The 16,445-nt window shown below is 36.8% G+C and carries 15 protein-coding genes; 2 read left to right on the top strand and 13 right to left on the bottom strand.

What is annotated here, in order from left to right; all coding sequences use genetic code 11:
* Window positions 1-4 precede the first annotated feature (4 nt).
* From rpsU to gpr, 12 genes are all read right to left on the bottom strand, one after another.
* Complete coding sequence (gene rpsU / locus ACLIBH_RS12135; RefSeq protein ID WP_439316973.1) at window positions 5-181, bottom strand: 30S ribosomal protein S21; 177 nt, start codon at window positions 179-181, stop codon at window positions 5-7.
* 117 nt (window positions 182-298) lie between these two features.
* Window positions 299-1,633 (bottom strand): tRNA (N(6)-L-threonylcarbamoyladenosine(37)-C(2))-methylthiotransferase MtaB, encoded by a 1,335-nt coding sequence (gene mtaB / locus ACLIBH_RS12130; protein WP_439316972.1) that lies wholly within the window; start codon window positions 1,631-1,633, stop codon window positions 299-301.
* 1 nt (window position 1,634) lies between these two features.
* Complete coding sequence (locus ACLIBH_RS12125; RefSeq protein ID WP_439316971.1) at window positions 1,635-2,390, bottom strand: 16S rRNA (uracil(1498)-N(3))-methyltransferase; 756 nt, start codon at window positions 2,388-2,390, stop codon at window positions 1,635-1,637.
* Between the two features lie 10 nt (window positions 2,391-2,400).
* The gene (gene prmA, locus ACLIBH_RS12120) at window positions 2,401-3,342 is read right to left on the bottom strand and encodes a 50S ribosomal protein L11 methyltransferase (RefSeq protein WP_439316970.1); all 942 of its coding nucleotides are present in this window, start codon (window positions 3,340-3,342) and stop codon (window positions 2,401-2,403) included.
* 67 nt (window positions 3,343-3,409) lie between these two features.
* Window positions 3,410-4,528 (bottom strand): molecular chaperone DnaJ, encoded by a 1,119-nt coding sequence (gene dnaJ / locus ACLIBH_RS12115; protein ID WP_439316969.1) that lies wholly within the window; start codon window positions 4,526-4,528, stop codon window positions 3,410-3,412.
* A gap of 162 nt (window positions 4,529-4,690) precedes the next feature.
* The gene (gene dnaK / locus ACLIBH_RS12110; protein ID WP_439316968.1) at window positions 4,691-6,538 is read right to left on the bottom strand and encodes a molecular chaperone DnaK; all 1,848 of its coding nucleotides are present in this window, start codon (window positions 6,536-6,538) and stop codon (window positions 4,691-4,693) included.
* A gap of 30 nt (window positions 6,539-6,568) precedes the next feature.
* Complete coding sequence (grpE, locus tag ACLIBH_RS12105; protein WP_439316967.1) at window positions 6,569-7,168, bottom strand: nucleotide exchange factor GrpE; 600 nt, start codon at window positions 7,166-7,168, stop codon at window positions 6,569-6,571.
* Between the two features lie 106 nt (window positions 7,169-7,274).
* On the bottom strand, window positions 7,275-8,306 hold the full coding sequence (gene hrcA, locus ACLIBH_RS12100) for a heat-inducible transcriptional repressor HrcA (RefSeq protein WP_439316966.1): 1,032 nt from the start codon (window positions 8,304-8,306) through the stop codon (window positions 7,275-7,277).
* 245 nt (window positions 8,307-8,551) lie between these two features.
* A complete protein-coding gene (lepA, locus tag ACLIBH_RS12095) occupies window positions 8,552-10,360 on the bottom strand; it encodes a translation elongation factor 4 (RefSeq protein WP_439316965.1) in 1,809 nt (602 codons plus the stop codon).
* A gap of 598 nt (window positions 10,361-10,958) precedes the next feature.
* Entirely contained in the window at window positions 10,959-11,261 is a 303-nt protein-coding gene (locus ACLIBH_RS12090; protein WP_439316964.1) for a hypothetical protein, read from the bottom strand.
* 2 nt (window positions 11,262-11,263) lie between these two features.
* Window positions 11,264-12,430 carry a stage II sporulation protein P gene (gene spoIIP / locus ACLIBH_RS12085; protein WP_439316963.1) on the bottom strand — a complete coding sequence of 389 codons (1,167 nt, stop codon included), beginning with the start codon at window positions 12,428-12,430 and terminating at the stop codon, window positions 11,264-11,266.
* A 111-nt stretch (window positions 12,431-12,541) separates the two neighbouring features.
* Entirely contained in the window at window positions 12,542-13,633 is a 1,092-nt protein-coding gene (gene gpr, locus ACLIBH_RS12080) for a GPR endopeptidase (protein ID WP_439316962.1), read from the bottom strand.
* A 515-nt stretch (window positions 13,634-14,148) separates the two neighbouring features.
* Between gpr and rpsT the strand changes: the two genes are divergently transcribed.
* Window positions 14,149-14,415 carry a 30S ribosomal protein S20 gene (rpsT, locus tag ACLIBH_RS12075; protein ID WP_439316961.1) on the top strand — a complete coding sequence of 89 codons (267 nt, stop codon included), beginning with the start codon at window positions 14,149-14,151 and terminating at the stop codon, window positions 14,413-14,415.
* Window positions 14,416-14,964: 549 nt separating this feature from the next.
* Here the strand turns inward: rpsT and holA are convergent.
* The gene (holA, locus tag ACLIBH_RS12070) at window positions 14,965-15,987 is read right to left on the bottom strand and encodes a DNA polymerase III subunit delta (RefSeq protein ID WP_439316960.1); all 1,023 of its coding nucleotides are present in this window, start codon (window positions 15,985-15,987) and stop codon (window positions 14,965-14,967) included.
* Between the two features lie 282 nt (window positions 15,988-16,269).
* On the opposite strand from holA, the gene ACLIBH_RS12065 reads away from it, so the two are divergent.
* Entirely contained in the window at window positions 16,270-16,401 is a 132-nt protein-coding gene (locus ACLIBH_RS12065; protein WP_439316959.1) for a YqzM family protein, read from the top strand.
* The last annotated feature ends 44 nt before the right edge of the window (window positions 16,402-16,445 follow it).

Below are 16,445 nucleotides of genomic sequence, written 5' to 3'. Positions count from 1 at the left end.
TTCTTTAAAATTTACGCTTCCGTGCAGCTTCCGATTTCTTTTTACGTCGTACGCTTGGTTTTTCATAGTATTCACGCTTACGATATTCAGATAATGTTCCACTTTTTGACACACTGCGTTTAAAGCGACGAAGAGCATCTTCAAGAGACTCATTTTTACGAATGCGAGTTGTATTTGACATACTAGTTTCCCTCCCTCCGGAGTACAAGACAAGATTCTTAAGACATTAAAAAGTAATGCCTAATAAAATTATAATATATCGATTGTTTAAGGTCAACAGATTAATAATGTAGTTCTATTATAATGGTGTAACAGCATCGTCAATTATGCGAACAAAATTACCGTTGTTTACTGGGTAGCCTGGCTTCGTTAATTTTACTTTTACAACTTTTCCAATTAAATTAGTTGGACCGGAAAATTGTATTTTTAAGTAATTATCTGAGTAGCCAATAAGCGTATTCGCATCTGTTTCCCCGTGTTCCTCTGGAATAACTTCTAGCACTTCCTGATCGAAAGTGGATGCATATTGCTCAGCAAGCTGATTCGATAAGTCGATCATCCGCTGTACACGATTGTTTTTTTCTGCTTCCTCAACTTGATTATCCATTCGTGCAGCAGGTGTTCCTGTGCGACGCGAAAAAGGAAAGACATGCAATTCAGAATAGCCTATTTCTTTAACGAAATTGTATGTCTCCATAAACTCTTCCTCTGTTTCTCCAGGGAATCCGACGATTACATCAGACGTTATGGCAAGTCTTGGCAAGGCTTGTTTAATTTTATCTATCTTTTCTTTATAAAATGCGCTTGTATATTTTCGTCTCATTCTATCTAATACTGTATCAGAGCCAGATTGTAACGGAATATGCAAATGACGAACGATTTTTTCGGACTGATCCAACACTTGAATGACTTCATCTGTAATTTGACTCGCTTCAATTGAAGAAATTCGAATCCTTTTTAACCCTTGAACTTTTGACTCAAGCTCTTGAAGAAGCTTTGCAAAATTGTAGTCGGGCATATCTTCTCCATACCCAGCTGTATGGATCCCGGTAAGGACGATCTCTTTATACCCTGCGTCTACAAGTTGTTGCGCTTGTTTAAGAACATTTTCAGGATCTCTAGATCTTAATAGACCGCGGGACCATGGGATAATACAAAATGTACAGAAGTTATTACATCCTTCTTGGATTTTCAAGGAAGCACGCGTACGGTCACTAAATTGTGGAACATCCATTTCTTCAAATACACGGTTTTTCATAATGTTCGAGACTCCGTTAATCGGTTCTCTTGTTTTTTGGTGTTCCTCGATATATTCAATCATTTTTTTACGATTTTGCGTACCAACTACGATATCAACACCAGGTATTTCCATAATCTCCCCTGGTGAGGTTTGTGCGTAGCAGCCAGTTACACAAATAATTGCTTCTGGATTTTTACGGACCGCACGGCGTATTATTTGACGGCTCTTTTTGTCTCCTGTATTCGTAACTGTACATGTGTTTATAACATATACATCGGATTGTCGATCAAAGTCTACGCGTTCATAGCCGTGTTCCATAAACATTCGCCAAATTCCTTCTGTTTCGTAATGATTCACTTTACAACCTAATGTATGAAAGGCAACTTTAGGCATTTTAACACCCCAATTCTTCAAAGTGATAGGAAATGCTTGATAATAAATAGAGTGCAGCTGTTTCCGTGCGTAATATTCTCGGACCGAACCGAACTGGTACGAAGTCATTTGCTTTTAATGTATTAATTTCTTTGTCAGAAAAGCCGCCTTCAGGTCCTATACAGACGAGTAACGAATCCCCACTTTTTAACTTTTTCAACTCTGTCGCTAGCGATTGATAAGTTGCTTGCTTTGCTTCGTTTTCATATGCAACTAATTTAATTGTATACGTTTTACTGTCTGCAATTAATTTGGACAGGGAAACCGGTTTTTGTACGAATGGGATAAAATTACGCTCGCTTTGCTCACTTGCTTCTTTCACGATTCTAGCGTAGCGTTTCACTTTTTTTTCAGTTTTTCTTTTATCCCAATTTACAACGGATCGCTCCGCCTGAAATGGGATAAATCCCCAAGCACCGAGCTCCGTACCTTTTTGCAAAACGAGCTCGAACTTATCTCCCTTCGGCAATCCTTGGGCAATTGTAACTTTTATTGGCGACTCTTTATTGCTATCCAACCATTCAATTATTGATCCGATCACACGGTTATTCTCAAAAGATAGTAGTCTACATCTCGCTGCTTTGCCATTCGGATGACAGCAAATAATCTCGTCATTAATTTTACTTCTCATGACGTTTATAATATGATGCGCATCTTCATCCTCAATAGATACATTATTTGCTTTCCAGCTATCTTCTTGTAAAAAATATCGTTGCATGAACAAGCACCTACTCCACTTTTATAGCAACAAGTGAAATCCATCCATTCATCTCATGTTTTTCTGCAATGTGAAATTTATTTTTTATCAAATGTTCTTTCACCTGTTGCTCCTTTTTAGCAATAATTCCTGAAGTAATAAATAAGCCGTTATTCCGTAAGTTATCCCATGCTTTGTCCGTAAACTTCACAATAATTTCTGCTAAAATGTTAGAAACAATAATATCAGCTCGTTTTTCGACACCGTTCAACAGATCATTTTGTTTCACTTCCACTCTATGTTCAACGCCGTTCATTGCGACATTCGTCCTTGTACTTCTCACGGCAACCTCATCTAAATCGTATGCATAAATGTTTTGTGCACCTAATTTGGCAGCGACAATACTTAATATACCTGAACCACAGCCTACGTCTAGAACAATATTATTGTTAGAAACGTATTTTTCAAGCGCTTTTATACTTAATATTGTAGTAGGATGAGTACCCGTTCCGAAAGCCATGCCTGGATCTAATTCAATAATCTGTTCTTCATCTGTTTTTGGAGCATATTTTTCCCATGATGGAACAATTGTAATGCGATTTGTAATTTGAACAGGTTTATAAAACTTTTTCCATGCGTTTGCCCAATCATCTTCTTTTATTTCTTTTAATGATATTTTTTTTGCACCAAGCCGAAACCCTATTTGCTCTAATGTTTTGAAGTAATCTTTAATTCCGCTAACTTTATCATGTACTTGAGCATTATTAGAGAAATAAGCTTTAATTAAGATGCCATCCGCTGGGTAATCGCGCGGATCAAGTGCATACAATTCGCCAAACATTTGAATATTTTCTTTCACTAAATCTGCTGGGTCTTCTATAACGGTTCCGTTCGCTCCCATTTCATTCAAGAAATTAGAGATCGGCTCCATTGCTTCGTTGCTCGTATGAATTGTAACTTCCACCCATTGCAAACAGGTTCACATCCTTTTATCGTCTAGATTACCCTATTTGTTCGTTATGAATTCTAATTTAAAAAAGCTATTGGTCACCCTTAAATGCTTTTTTAAATCGTTGGAAAATGGAATCATCCTGCTCAACAATTGGGTCGTTTTTACTAATTTCATTAAATTCCATTAGTAATTCCTTTTGTCTGCTCGTTAATTTAGTAGGTGTGACTACCCGTATTTGAATATGTTGATCACCGTGTCCGTACCCTCGTACATTTGGAACCCCTTTACCTTTTAGTCGAAAAGTTTTACCTGTTTGGGTCCCTGCCGGTACTTTAATTGATACTTTACCATGGACAGTCGGCACTTCAATTTCATCTCCTAAAGCAGCCTGCGCAAATGTAATAGGCAATTCACAATAAATGTTATCGCCTTCTCTTTTGAAGAAATCATGACTTTTTATTTGTACAACAACAAATAAATCGCCTGGAGGCCCACCATTTTTTCCTGCTTCCCCTCTACCAGAAACACGGATTTGTTGCCCTTCATCAATACCTGCCGGAATCGAAATTTTTATCTTTGCGTGTTTTTTAACTTTTCCATTCCCATTACATGTTGGACATTTCTCTGGAATGATCTTTCCAGTTCCATGGCAATGGTGGCAAACTCGCCGATTTACTACCTTGCCGAATGGAGTGTTTTGTTCCATATTTAGCTGTCCGGTACCTTTACAATACGTGCACGTTTTGGGTTTAGTTCCCGGCTTTGCTCCTGATCCTTTACACGTGCTGCATTCTTCATCTTTTGGGATACTGATTTCCGTTTCTTTACCAAAAACAGCCTCTTCAAAATCTAAAACAATTGTGTATTGTAAATCAGCCCCTTGTTGCGGAGCATTTGGATCTTGACGATGTCCTCCGCCGAAGAACATATCAAAAATATCACCGAATCCAGAAAAGTCTGATGCACCTGCACCAAATCCTTGGCCGTTTGTAGCCGCATGACCAAATTGATCATATTGAGCACGCTTTTGTTCGTTGCCAAGTACTTCGTATGCTTCTTTCGCTTCTTTAAATTTCTCTTCAGCACCGGCTTCTTTGTTTACATCTGGATGATATTTTCTTGCTAATTTGCGGTAAGCTTTTCTTATTTCATCTTTAGATGCGTTTTTATCTATACCAAGTACATCATAATAGTCTCTTTTACTCAATCGTTCATCACTCCCCGACACACACTAATTACATCCGTTTAATCTTATCATTTCTTACAGAAGGAACGCAAACGCTCATCGAACGGACTTTACGTTCTTCTTGTTATCAGAAAAAAGTCAAAGCCAAGATAAACCCGACTTTGACTTAATTTTTTACAAAGCTTATTTTTGATCCTCTTTTTTCTCATCTTCGTCTACTTCCGTGTAATCAGCATCGACTACGTCCTCTGCTTGTTCGGAAGCATCTCCTTCTTGCCCTGCTTGTGCCTGCTGTTCTTGAGCCATTTGTTCATAAAGTTTGACAGATAGCTGTTGAACTTGCTCTTCTAGCGCTTCTTTCTTAGCCTTAATTTCATCTATATCATCTGATTCGATTGCTTTTTTCAATGCTTCTTTTGCTTCTTCTGCTTTCTGCTTTTCATCGTCTGAAACCTTTTCAGCTAAATCTTTCAAGGTTTTATCCGTTGTAAAAATAAGCTGATCGGCTTCATTACGTAAATCTATTTCTTCACGGCGTTTTTTATCTGCTTCCGCATTTTCTTCCGCATCCTTAACCATTTTATCAATTTCTTCATCGGATAAACCGGAGGATGATTTAATTGTTATAGATTGTTCTTTATTCGTACCTAGATCTTTCGCACGAACATTAACAATACCATTTGCATCAATATCGAAAGAAACTTCAATTTGCGGCACTCCTCTAGGTGCTGGAGGAATGTCTGTAAGTTGGAAACGGCCAAGTGTTTTATTATCGGCAGCCATTTCACGTTCTCCTTGTAGTACATGAATATCTACTGCCGTCTGATTATCGGCTGCTGTTGAAAACACTTGTGATTCACTTGTAGGAATAGTTGTATTTCGCTCAATAAGCTTCGTTGTTACTCCGCCCATTGTCTCAATTCCTAAAGATAGTGGTGTAACATCAAGCAATAGAACATCTTTAACGTCTCCTTGCAATACACCACCTTGAATTGCTGCTCCTAGCGCAACTACTTCATCAGGATTTACGCCTTTAGATGGCTCCTTACCGGTTTCCTTTTTAATAGCTTCCTGTACAGCTGGAATACGAGTAGAACCACCTACAAGAATTACTTTATCAATGTCGTTTGCACTAAGATCTGCATCAGATAGTGACTTACGTACTGGAATCATCGTCCGCTCTACTAAGTCAGATGTTAATTCTTCAAACTTTGCACGTGTGAGGTTCATTTCTAAATGCAATGGACCAGCATCGCCCGCCGTAATAAACGGCAGAGAGATTTGTGTTTGTGAAACTCCTGACAAATCTTTTTTCGCTTTTTCAGCGGCATCCTTCAATCGTTGTGTAGCCATTTTGTCCTGTGACAAATCAATTCCGTTTTCTTTTCTAAATTCCTGAACCATATGTTCAATAATTACTTCGTCAAAATCATCTCCACCAAGGCGGTTGTCACCTGCTGTAGAAATAACTTCAAATGTTCCGTCACCGATATCAAGTATAGATACGTCAAACGTACCTCCACCTAAGTCATATACTAAAATCGTTTGGTCTTGGTCGTCTTTGTCAATACCGTAAGCTAAAGCTGCTGCAGTCGGCTCGTTAATGATGCGTTCAACTTCTAAACCTGCGATAATCCCTGCATCTCTTGTCGCTTGACGTTCAGCATCATTAAAATATGCTGGAACCGTTATTACAGCTTTTTCTACTTTTTCACCAATATAATCTTCTGCATATGACTTTATATGCTGAAGAATAATTGCTGATACTTCTTGTGGCGTGTAATCTTTCCCATCAATGTTCACTTTATAATCGGTTCCCATATGACGTTTAACAGATTGAATGGTATCCGGGTTTGTAATTGCTTGTCGCTTAGCTACTTCACCCACTTGACGTTCTCCATTTTTGAACGCCACTACAGATGGAGTAGTTCGATTCCCTTCTGGGTTAGGGATAACGACTGCTTCCCCACCTTCCATAACAGAAACACAAGAATTTGTTGTACCTAAATCAATACCAATAATTTTACTCATAACGACACTCTCCTTTACTACAAAGACAAATTATTTATTTACTTTAACCATTGCAGGTCGTATTACGCGGTCGTTTAAAATATATCCTGCTTGTAGTTCTTCGACAATCGTATTTGATTCTTTTCCTTCTTCCTCTACTTGCATAACCGCATGATGCAAGTTCGGATCAAAAGGTTCATCAACCGTTTTAATTTTTTCTATTCCTTGTGCTTTAAATGCTTCTTGAAGTTGATTATATACCATTGTAATACCTTCAAATAAGTTTCGATTATCGTCATTCACTTCAATTTTTAAAGCCCGCTCGAAATTATCGATTGCTGGAAGTAATGCGTCAGCTAAATCTTGAGACTTATATTTGCGTTCTGCAGCTTTTTCTCTTTCAGAACGTTTCTTAAAGTTTTCATATTCGGCTTGTAAGCGCAACAAGCGATCGTTAACAGAATCTTTTTCCTTCTCCAGGCTATCAAGCTTCTGGTGAAGTAATTCCAGTTCTACTTCCGCCTCAGTATTATTATCTACATGATCGCTTTCTGCCTCATTACTATGATCTGTCTCTTTATGTTCAAGATCAATTTGTTCCACCGTATCCTGTTCATCAGTAACTACGGTTTCCTTACTCTGCTCTCCCACTACAGCACCTCCCAAAAATACTAGCCATTGTACACTCTATCATGAAATGTAGTTGAAATAAACAATTTACTATTTAATAAATAACCGATTTGCAATAGCCAATATTTTATTGATTATTTTGATACCATACATATAAGGCATCTGTCATTTCTTCGGATAAAGCATGCAATAATGTTATAACTTTTCTGTACTCCATGCGTGTTGGACCTATGAGCCCAATTGTTCCTACTTGCTCACTTCCTAATTGATAATTTGCGGTGATTAAGCTTAAATTTTTAATTGCTTCGATCTTATTTTCATTACCAATAGAGACACGCAAGCCTTTATCATTATTTTTCAATAAATTTACAATCGCCTCTTCATTTTCCATCATGGAGTAAAAAGAATGTACCTTATCGACATCTTGAAACTCGGGCTGCATTAACATGTTTGATTTCCCGCCAATATACAATTTGACCGATTCATCATGAGATAGTACCGTCTTTAAATAACGAAAGAGCTGTTCAGAATTTTTAATGTACTTTTTCATTAGAAAATGAATCTCAGCATCTAATCGATCGGATAAATGAGTAATTGGAACAGCGTGCAATCGTTCGTTCAAAATATTAACCATTTTTTCCAAATCGGAAGTACTTATACCTTCTGGAATTGTAAATGAACGGTGCTCAACGTGCCCCGTATTCGTTACTAGAATTGCTACAGCAGTTTGATCAGATAATGGAACGATTTGAATTTGTTTTAATTTCGTTTCATTAACTTCTGGTCCAAGTATTATGGACGTATAATTCGTCAAGTCTGATAACACTTGGGCCGACATTTGTACAATTTGCTCAAACGCAAAAAAGCCATCCTGCAGCATATGCTTAATCACGTCAACCTCCTGTAACTGAATCGAAGGAGCAATAACATGATCGACATAATAACGATACCCTTTTTCAGACGGTATGCGACCAGAGGAAGAATGTGTTTTCTCTAAAAGCTCCATATCTTCTAAATCGGCCATAACATTTCTTATTGTTGCTGCGCTCAAGGTAATATTTTCTTTCTTAGAGATAAGTCTTGAGCCAACGGGATGGGCAGATTCGATAAAGTCATCAATGATAGTCTGTAATATAAGTAGCTGCCTATCTGTTAACATGCTGATCATCACCTCTGTTAGCACTCGAAGCTACAGAGTGCTAATGCTAATAATAAATTATCAAATCATTATTTTTTTGTCAATGTAGATGACTTACTTGATTGTGTCAATTGTTTACGATTGGATATGTCCATTCTTAATTTTCTACTCGTACGACTTACTTCTTCCTATTTTGCTTGTATAAAACAGAAAAAATTATTTAGTATGTGTCTCACTAAATAATTTTTTCTTTGGTATATAAATGATTAATCATCGTTCAATTGCAAAACAGCCATAAAAGCTTCTTGTGGCACTTCAACGGATCCAACCATTTTCATTCGCTTTTTACCTTCTTTTTGTTTTTCCAAAAGCTTCCGTTTCCTCGTTACGTCGCCCCCATACAGCTTAGCTGTGACGTCTTTTCGTACAGCTTTAATAGTGGAACGGGCTGAAATTTGATTACCAATAGCAGCCTGCACAGGTACTTCAAACTGCTGTCTCGGAATGAGCTCTTTTAGCTTTTCGACAATTTGCTTTCCTCTAGAGTAAGCGAAATCACGATGAACGATGATGGATAAAGCGTCAATTGGCTCAGAGTTTAATAAAATATCCATTTTAACAAGATTAGAGGCGCGGTTACCAATAAATTCATAGTCAAGTGATGCATAGCCCTTTGTTTGCGATTTTAACTGGTCAAAAAAGTCGTAGACAATTTCAGATAATGGTATTTCATAAATAACATTCACCCGAATATCATCTAAATATTGCATATCTACAAATTGGCCTCGCTTTTTTTGGCAAAGCTCCATTACTGTCCCTACATAATCGTTTGGCACCATCACAGTAGATTTAACAAATGGCTCGCGTATTTCATGAATCGATTGAGGATCTGGCATAGACGATGGATTATCTACTTTAATCATTTCGCCGTCCGTTTTTTCAACTTCATAAATAACACTAGGAGCTGTAGTTATTAAATCAATATTAAATTCCCGTTCAATTCTTTCTTGAATAATTTCCATGTGCAATAAGCCGAGGAATCCACTACGAAAACCGAAACCAAGAGCTTGAGATGTCTCTGGCTCATATTGTAAAGATGAATCGTTTAATTCAAGTCTCTCAAGTGCTTCACGTAAATCATTGTATTTTTTTGAATCAACAGGATACAATCCACAAAATACCATTGGATTTAATTTACGGTAACCTGGTAGTGGGGCTTCTGCAGGGTTATGAGCTAATGTGATCGTATCACCTACTCGAGTATCCGCAACATTTTTAACAGCCGCTGTTAAAAAACCTACATCTCCAACAGTCAATTCATCTTTATTGACTGGACTTGGTGTAAATACACCTAACTCTTGAACTTCATATTCCTTTTCGCTTGCCATCATGCGAATTTTATCTCCGACTTTTACGGAGCCTTCTTTTATACAAACATACGCAACGACTCCACGGTAGGAATCATACAACGAATCAAATATTAACGCTTTAAGAGGTTCCTCTTGTTCTCCTGCTGGAGGAGGAACTACTTCAACAATTCTTTCTAATATTTCATCGATGCCTATATTATCTTTTGCCGATGCTAATATAACATCATTCGGATCAATTCCGACTACATCGACAAGCTCTTTTGTTACGCGCTCAGGATCTGCGTTCGGCAAATCAATTTTATTAATAACAGGGATGATCTCCAAATTGTTATCTAAAGCAAGATAAACATTTGCGAGTGTTTGTGCTTCGATCCCTTGTGCTGCATCCACTACAAGAATAGCTCCCTCACAAGCAGCTAAACTTCTCGATACTTCGTACGTAAAATCAACATGTCCTGGTGTATCAATTAAATGAAATGTATACGTCTCTCCACTTGGTCGTTGATAGTTTAATTGAACCGCATTAAGCTTGATCGTTATCCCGCGTTCTCGCTCTAAATCCATACCGTCCAAAAATTGTTCCTTCATTTCACGTTTCGTTAATGCTTTTGTATTTTCTAATATTCGATCAGCTAGTGTTGATTTGCCATGATCTATATGAGCAATGATTGAAAAATTCCGTACATTTCTTTGTTCCTTCACCATGAATGCTGTTCACTCCCAAATATGTCTGCATCTGCTTTTCAAACTCCAAAAAAATTATTGCTAGCATTGATTATAGCAACAGTATTCAATCGTTTCAATAGATATAGAATAAGCAGATTGAGTCACGTATTTGTGGGTGTTAGTTTAAGAAGTTAAAAAACCTCTCTTTGTATTCGTTAATTTTAGAATTGATTCCTACCGACCGCAGTAGATATACACTACGCTTTCCGTGGGCAGTGAAAATCAACGGTGTTATTCATGTGTATATCGTTCGAAGTAAAATTGATCTCATATTATCTAGTTAGATTCGTGCATCTGTTCCTCCACAAACATGTTACTCATACGAATAAGCAATCGATCTAAAAAAAGAATGGACAGACGTAACTGCGTAACTGATTTGATTCCATTTTTATAAAACGAGTTATTCATTTGCGATCCTGCGCAGAACGATTACGCTCTTCTTAATAAGTTTGCGTATAAATTATAAGAATAAAATGTATGCGGAAGAACATATGACCGATTTATTGTAGTTTACTATTGTTGGTAAGGGTATGGTGTATTTATTTCGTTTATGGACTATTCCATGGTAACCTTTAATTCATTCAAAAAACAATTCAGCAAAGCGATACAATACATGTACGACTAATTCGTAAAAAGCACGAACAATTTTATCTAAAAATCCAGCTATCTTCTGAACTAAGTGGTCTTCCTCGGTTAAAAGAGCGGCCTTTTTAGGATTTGACTGTTTAGGCTCCTCTACTTCCTGTACTTCTACTTCTTCAACGACATCATCGAAATCAACCGGCCCATATGTATCATCATTATTTTTATCAATCCCAAAAGCCATTCCAGACAAGAAGAACACTGCTAATAATAATAGAATTATAAAAACACGAGCCATGCTTATTCCTCCTTGATTTGTACATCTACTTTTTCTGCTTCCCAATACATCTTGCTAAATACTTCCGCAACTACATCTGCACTTCGAAATAACTCATCTAAATTATTGTCAACACCGCCAATTTCTAGTAATAGTGCATTTTCAGATAGATCTTGATTGAACACTCCATTTGTTCCTGCGCCTTCCTTTGTTATTACTCCCTTACTTAACCCAGGGTAGCTTTCTTGGATTTCATAATGCATCGCAGTAGCTAAAGCTAGATTTTTCTCATAGGAAGCATATTCTGCACCAACGACGAATAATAGCTGAGCGTAATCTTTTCCATTGATTGATTTCGTCGTTTTATTACGACGTAAACTATCCCGATGTATATCAAAAATGTATTGAATATTTTTATTTTGGCCAATAGCTTCCTCTACAATTGGGCGTGAAGCATCATAGGACTTCCCATATTTCCATCCTTTTTGATTTAACACTTGCATAATATCCGTCGAATCTCTTGATGTACCGATACCGTTCAATTCCAAAGTTTTAGCGATTCGATCGCTAACTTTTGTTACATTTACTTCTTCGTGATGTGCTGAATTCGGATCGGTTACACCTGGAAGATGGGGCAGGAACGATTCTCTATTATGTGTGTTATAAATAAACACTACTTTTTTATCACCTGTCGATAGTCCCGTGTTTTCTGTTTGCTTTATATCTTCCTCGGGCTCATCAGCAACGGCTTCTCGCTTTTTTAGCACCTCTTCTAACGGTGGAGACGATTCGAACGACAAATTTGCGTAGTCAGTCCCCTCGCCAGCAACTATAATCCGATGCTCAAATGAAGAATACCCAGGGATGACGTGAGCAAGCAAGCTACGTGGATCGCCTGATTTTATATTTGTTGCTACTTGAAATAATGTATTTGATAATTTTGGTATTGATTTACCTTCAGGAAATGCATCTTTAAATAATCGATTCTCAAGTCCGATTAAATACAAAAAGGTCGAACTTTCAATGTCGCTTGTCCAAGTCGTAATTGCTTGTGAAGAAAAACGATATGCAGGCTTTGCAGTAGTTAACATGCCTATAAATATAACCAAAACAACGATGCAAATAAGATATATTCCCCCACTTCTGCGTAAAAAGGGGGCAATGTGATGTTTACTATTTTTAAAAAACAATGTTCTATCCTCCTTGCCAGCAATTTATGCCTCATATTTAAACTCTATGAGAAAAGCGAAAGAGATAGAACATTATCTGTTATATTCTTATTTTTTTAATAGAAGTCTTATTTATCGTGTATAAGCGGAGAAGTTATCCGTATTTACATTTTCATGCAGTGCTGCATTAATTCCACTTGCAAGTACAGTTGCCATATCTATCATAAATCCGTCCACTTCTTTCGGTGTTACCATCAGATTATGCCCAATAGGCGTTAACACTTCAGCTATTAATTTTCTTTTTTCGTCCTCTTGTAAATTTCCGACCATTCCTAAAAAAGCACTTCTTTTTTTAGGATCCGGTAAGTCCGTTTCCTTAAATTTTTTCTCACCAAAGCTTAAACTAGCTGGAACAAGTGATTTCGATGGTTTATCTTTTTCTTTCCACTCTCTGCCGAAATGTTTTAATAGAAAATCAATCGCATCACTTGTTATCGTTACAGCATCAACAACAGTCGGTACTCCTACTGCAAATACAGGAATACCTAACGTATCCTTGCTCAATTCCTTCCGCTTATTCCCCACCCCTGAGCCAGGGTGAATGCCTGTGTCTGATAACTGGATCGTTTCATTTATTCGCTCAATTGAACGGGAAGCAAGTGCATCAATTGCAATAATAAAGTCCGGCTTAAATTTTTCGACAATTCCTCGAATAATATCACTCGTTTCCATACCTGTAACTCCCATAACACCAGGAGTAATCGCTGCAACTGGACGATAGCCTGCAGCTACTGTTTCGTATTCGAGCTGAAACAGATGGTTCGTAACGAGTATTTTTTCTATTGACATTGGACCAAGTGCATCAGGAGTAACATTCCAATTTCCTAAGCCGACAATTAAACCGGTGCTTTCCTGTTTAATGTTGTGCAGTTTTAATAAAGATTTCAATTCTTCTGCTAAGATTTCAGCTGCTTCGTGCTGCTTTGTTGTATCTTGCTTTTTAACACCGTCTGCATATATCGTAATATAAGTTCCTGCTTTTTTTCCGAGCATTTTCGCTCCTTGATTATCAATTGATACGTAGGAAACATTAATATTACCAATAGTTCGATCTTTGACGGTTACACCTGTTGTTTTTTTATCATCAGCTTCTTGAACATACATATCTCTTGCTTCAACAGCCAAATCGGTACGAACTTGTATGTTTGTAATTTCTTTGTTCAAGTTAATCATCCTTTCTTTCAATAGTATGTTTATATCGTTTCTCATAATAGAGAAAAACATGTATTCTAAATGTATAAGTAAAACAATTTGCATACGATCTAATGCAAAAGTGAACGACTATCAAATGTGAGTCATTGCTATCGAAAAGAAATTGATCCTTGAATAGCACCGTATTAATATTCTCGGTAGGTGGATTCTTTATGTTCCATGACTATCTTTAAGAAGCTTGAGGCGGTACCAATGGAGTAGGGGTTTAAATATATCTCGATGATAGATTACGTAAATAAACGTTTACAAAAGAGTGTTTTCAGCTTCTTTAATAGAGCCCGACAAATTCGTGACTCACTTACTTTAAATAATTCAGTTGAAATAAGGGGCTACTTTTGGTAAAATGTTTCTTGTTCTTTATAATTGGAAGTTACGTACCAAAAGAACTCTAAATACAAGATTCGATTGAAACGGGACACTCCGTTCAAATGGAAACTATTTATTATTTACTAGGAGGTGGAAAAATAATGGCAAATTTAAAATCAGCAATTAAGCGTGTAGGTGTAAACCAGAAAAAACATGCTTTAAACCAATCCGTTAAATCCGATATGCGTACACAAATAAAACAGCTTGAACAATTAATTCAAGCAAATGATATTGAAAGCGCGAAAGATGCATACAATAAAACAGTTAGAAAAATTGACAAGGCTGTACAAAAAGGCGTAATTCACCAAAACAGCGGCAATCGTCAAAAAACGCGTCTTGCGTCAAAAATCAATCAAATGGGCGCGTAACTGAACATCAAAAAAAGAGGCTGGGACAAAACTAGTCTTGAACAAAATAAAAACGGTGTTGTTTATTGAGAAAAATAAACAGCACCTTTTTTTCGCTTTTTTGGGTAGAAGTGCTACTTCTATCGTTATAGGAATGGAGACGCACCTCTGTAAGTTTACCGCCATTAATGCAAACTCTAACTCATTATGCACTCCTGGATTTCCCCCTACGAATAGACGAGTGAAATAAAAATTAGCTTTCAAAAATCAAAAATGGTATACGTATCCGAATATTAGTCGGCTGCTGAGGCATGGCATGGAAAGCGTCCACCATACGTTTCTATTACCGTAATGAACATACACTATATAATACTTTTTGTGTAAGAGCTTTATCGGACTTCTTATTAAAATACCAAAAGGAATTCCGTTTAAAACCGAATTCCTTTTGAATATCTAGCACGGTTTTGTCCCAGCCCTCTCTTATTTTATCGAGCGTTTTATTAAATTATTCGTAATAGTGAGTCGTCACGTTCGTTTCCTTATGTTTTTCTTTTGGTATTCAAACAATTTTTATGCCGGCTGGGTCAATCTAAACAATAACAGTTCAAAAGCAATGTTTTTATCCATTTTGCCTTGTTTTATAGCGGCATCAGTTATTGTTAAATTGCTTATAATTTCTTTAACGCTTGTCATAGTAAAGAACGATTCCCTTTTGTATGCAACCTTTACAACATACGGATGAACTTTTAATTGCTTCTGCATTTGAAATTGGTTATAGCCTTTCTTTTTTAACAGCTTAACTTGCATTATTATTCTAAATTGATAGGCGAGTAATCCCAAAATTGCAATTGGTTCTTCCTTCATTTTTTCCAAATCTTTGTAGATTTGAATTGCTTTATGCAAATCCTTTTCCATCACTGCTTCAGTCAATTTTATAGCCGATTGATTTATCGTATGTGAAACAAGGGTTTCTGCAATCTCTTTTGAAACGATACCGCCCTCACCTGTGTATAGTGCGAGCTTCGCGAGCTCATTTTTAATTAAGAACAAATCTGTAGACAATTCCAATGCGAGTAAGTCAATCGCATCCTTCTCTAATCGAATGCTTAATTGTTCCGCTATTTTTTTTATCCACCTATGTATATCCGTCTCCTTAATTGGCTGGCAGACAACTGTCATCGCAGCCGATTTAAGCAATTTTACGATCCGTTTCCTTTCGTCTAATTTTTCATAAGGCGCTATAAGGACTAGCGTTGTATAGTCTACTGGATTGTTAACATAACGCTCTAATTTTTTTATATCGTGCTCGACGATTATCTTTTCTTGTTTTGATTTAAGAAAAAGAGCATTTTCAGCAAAAACTACTTTCTTTTCTCCAAAAAAAGGATATGTTTCGGCATCCGTTATAATATCTTGAATAGAAGTCTCTCGTAAGTCATACTCGACGGTTTCCACTTCGCATTCAAGCGCTACAGTTTGCTGAATATGCTGTCTTATGTTTGTTGTAAAATATGCTTCTTCGCCGTATAATAAAACGACGTGAGGAACACTTTTATTTTTTATATTTTGCCATGCATCTTCAAACGACAACATAGAATCAACTCCATTACGCTTCATATGTCATTTATTATAACAGGGAATAAAGAGGAGAGGAATTTTTTCCTCTCCCATCATCTATATAAACGTTCAAAAAACAGCCCTAGGAACTGTTCTTTAAACGGTAGCCCTACACATAGTTTTTCGATTTCGTCTAAAGTTATAGCTGTTAACTCTTTCTAATTTTGGTGATTTCTAAATTTGTGTGAAAAAGCAATGTATAGCTAGATTTATTTTTAAAAGTGATTTATACTAACAGAAGGTATAGGAGGGATGGAAATGAACGAATTTGAAAAAGATCCGCAATCTCAAGGAAATGATGTTATCGACTCAATAAAAGGCTTTAGCTTCTCATTTTTATTCTTTATCTTAATATTTGCAGTCGGTGCAGTAATTAGTTATATAGGTTAATTAAAAACGATTTCATTTTTTCATTTATAATAACTTACACTTAA

It is taken from the genome of Virgibacillus sp. W0430, from assembly GCF_051846935.1.
Classification (GTDB): domain Bacteria; phylum Bacillota; class Bacilli; order Bacillales; family Amphibacillaceae; genus JBPYCR01.
The sequence above is the reverse complement of the archived record's forward strand: the minus strand, read 5'-3'. Positions and strand labels throughout refer to the sequence as shown.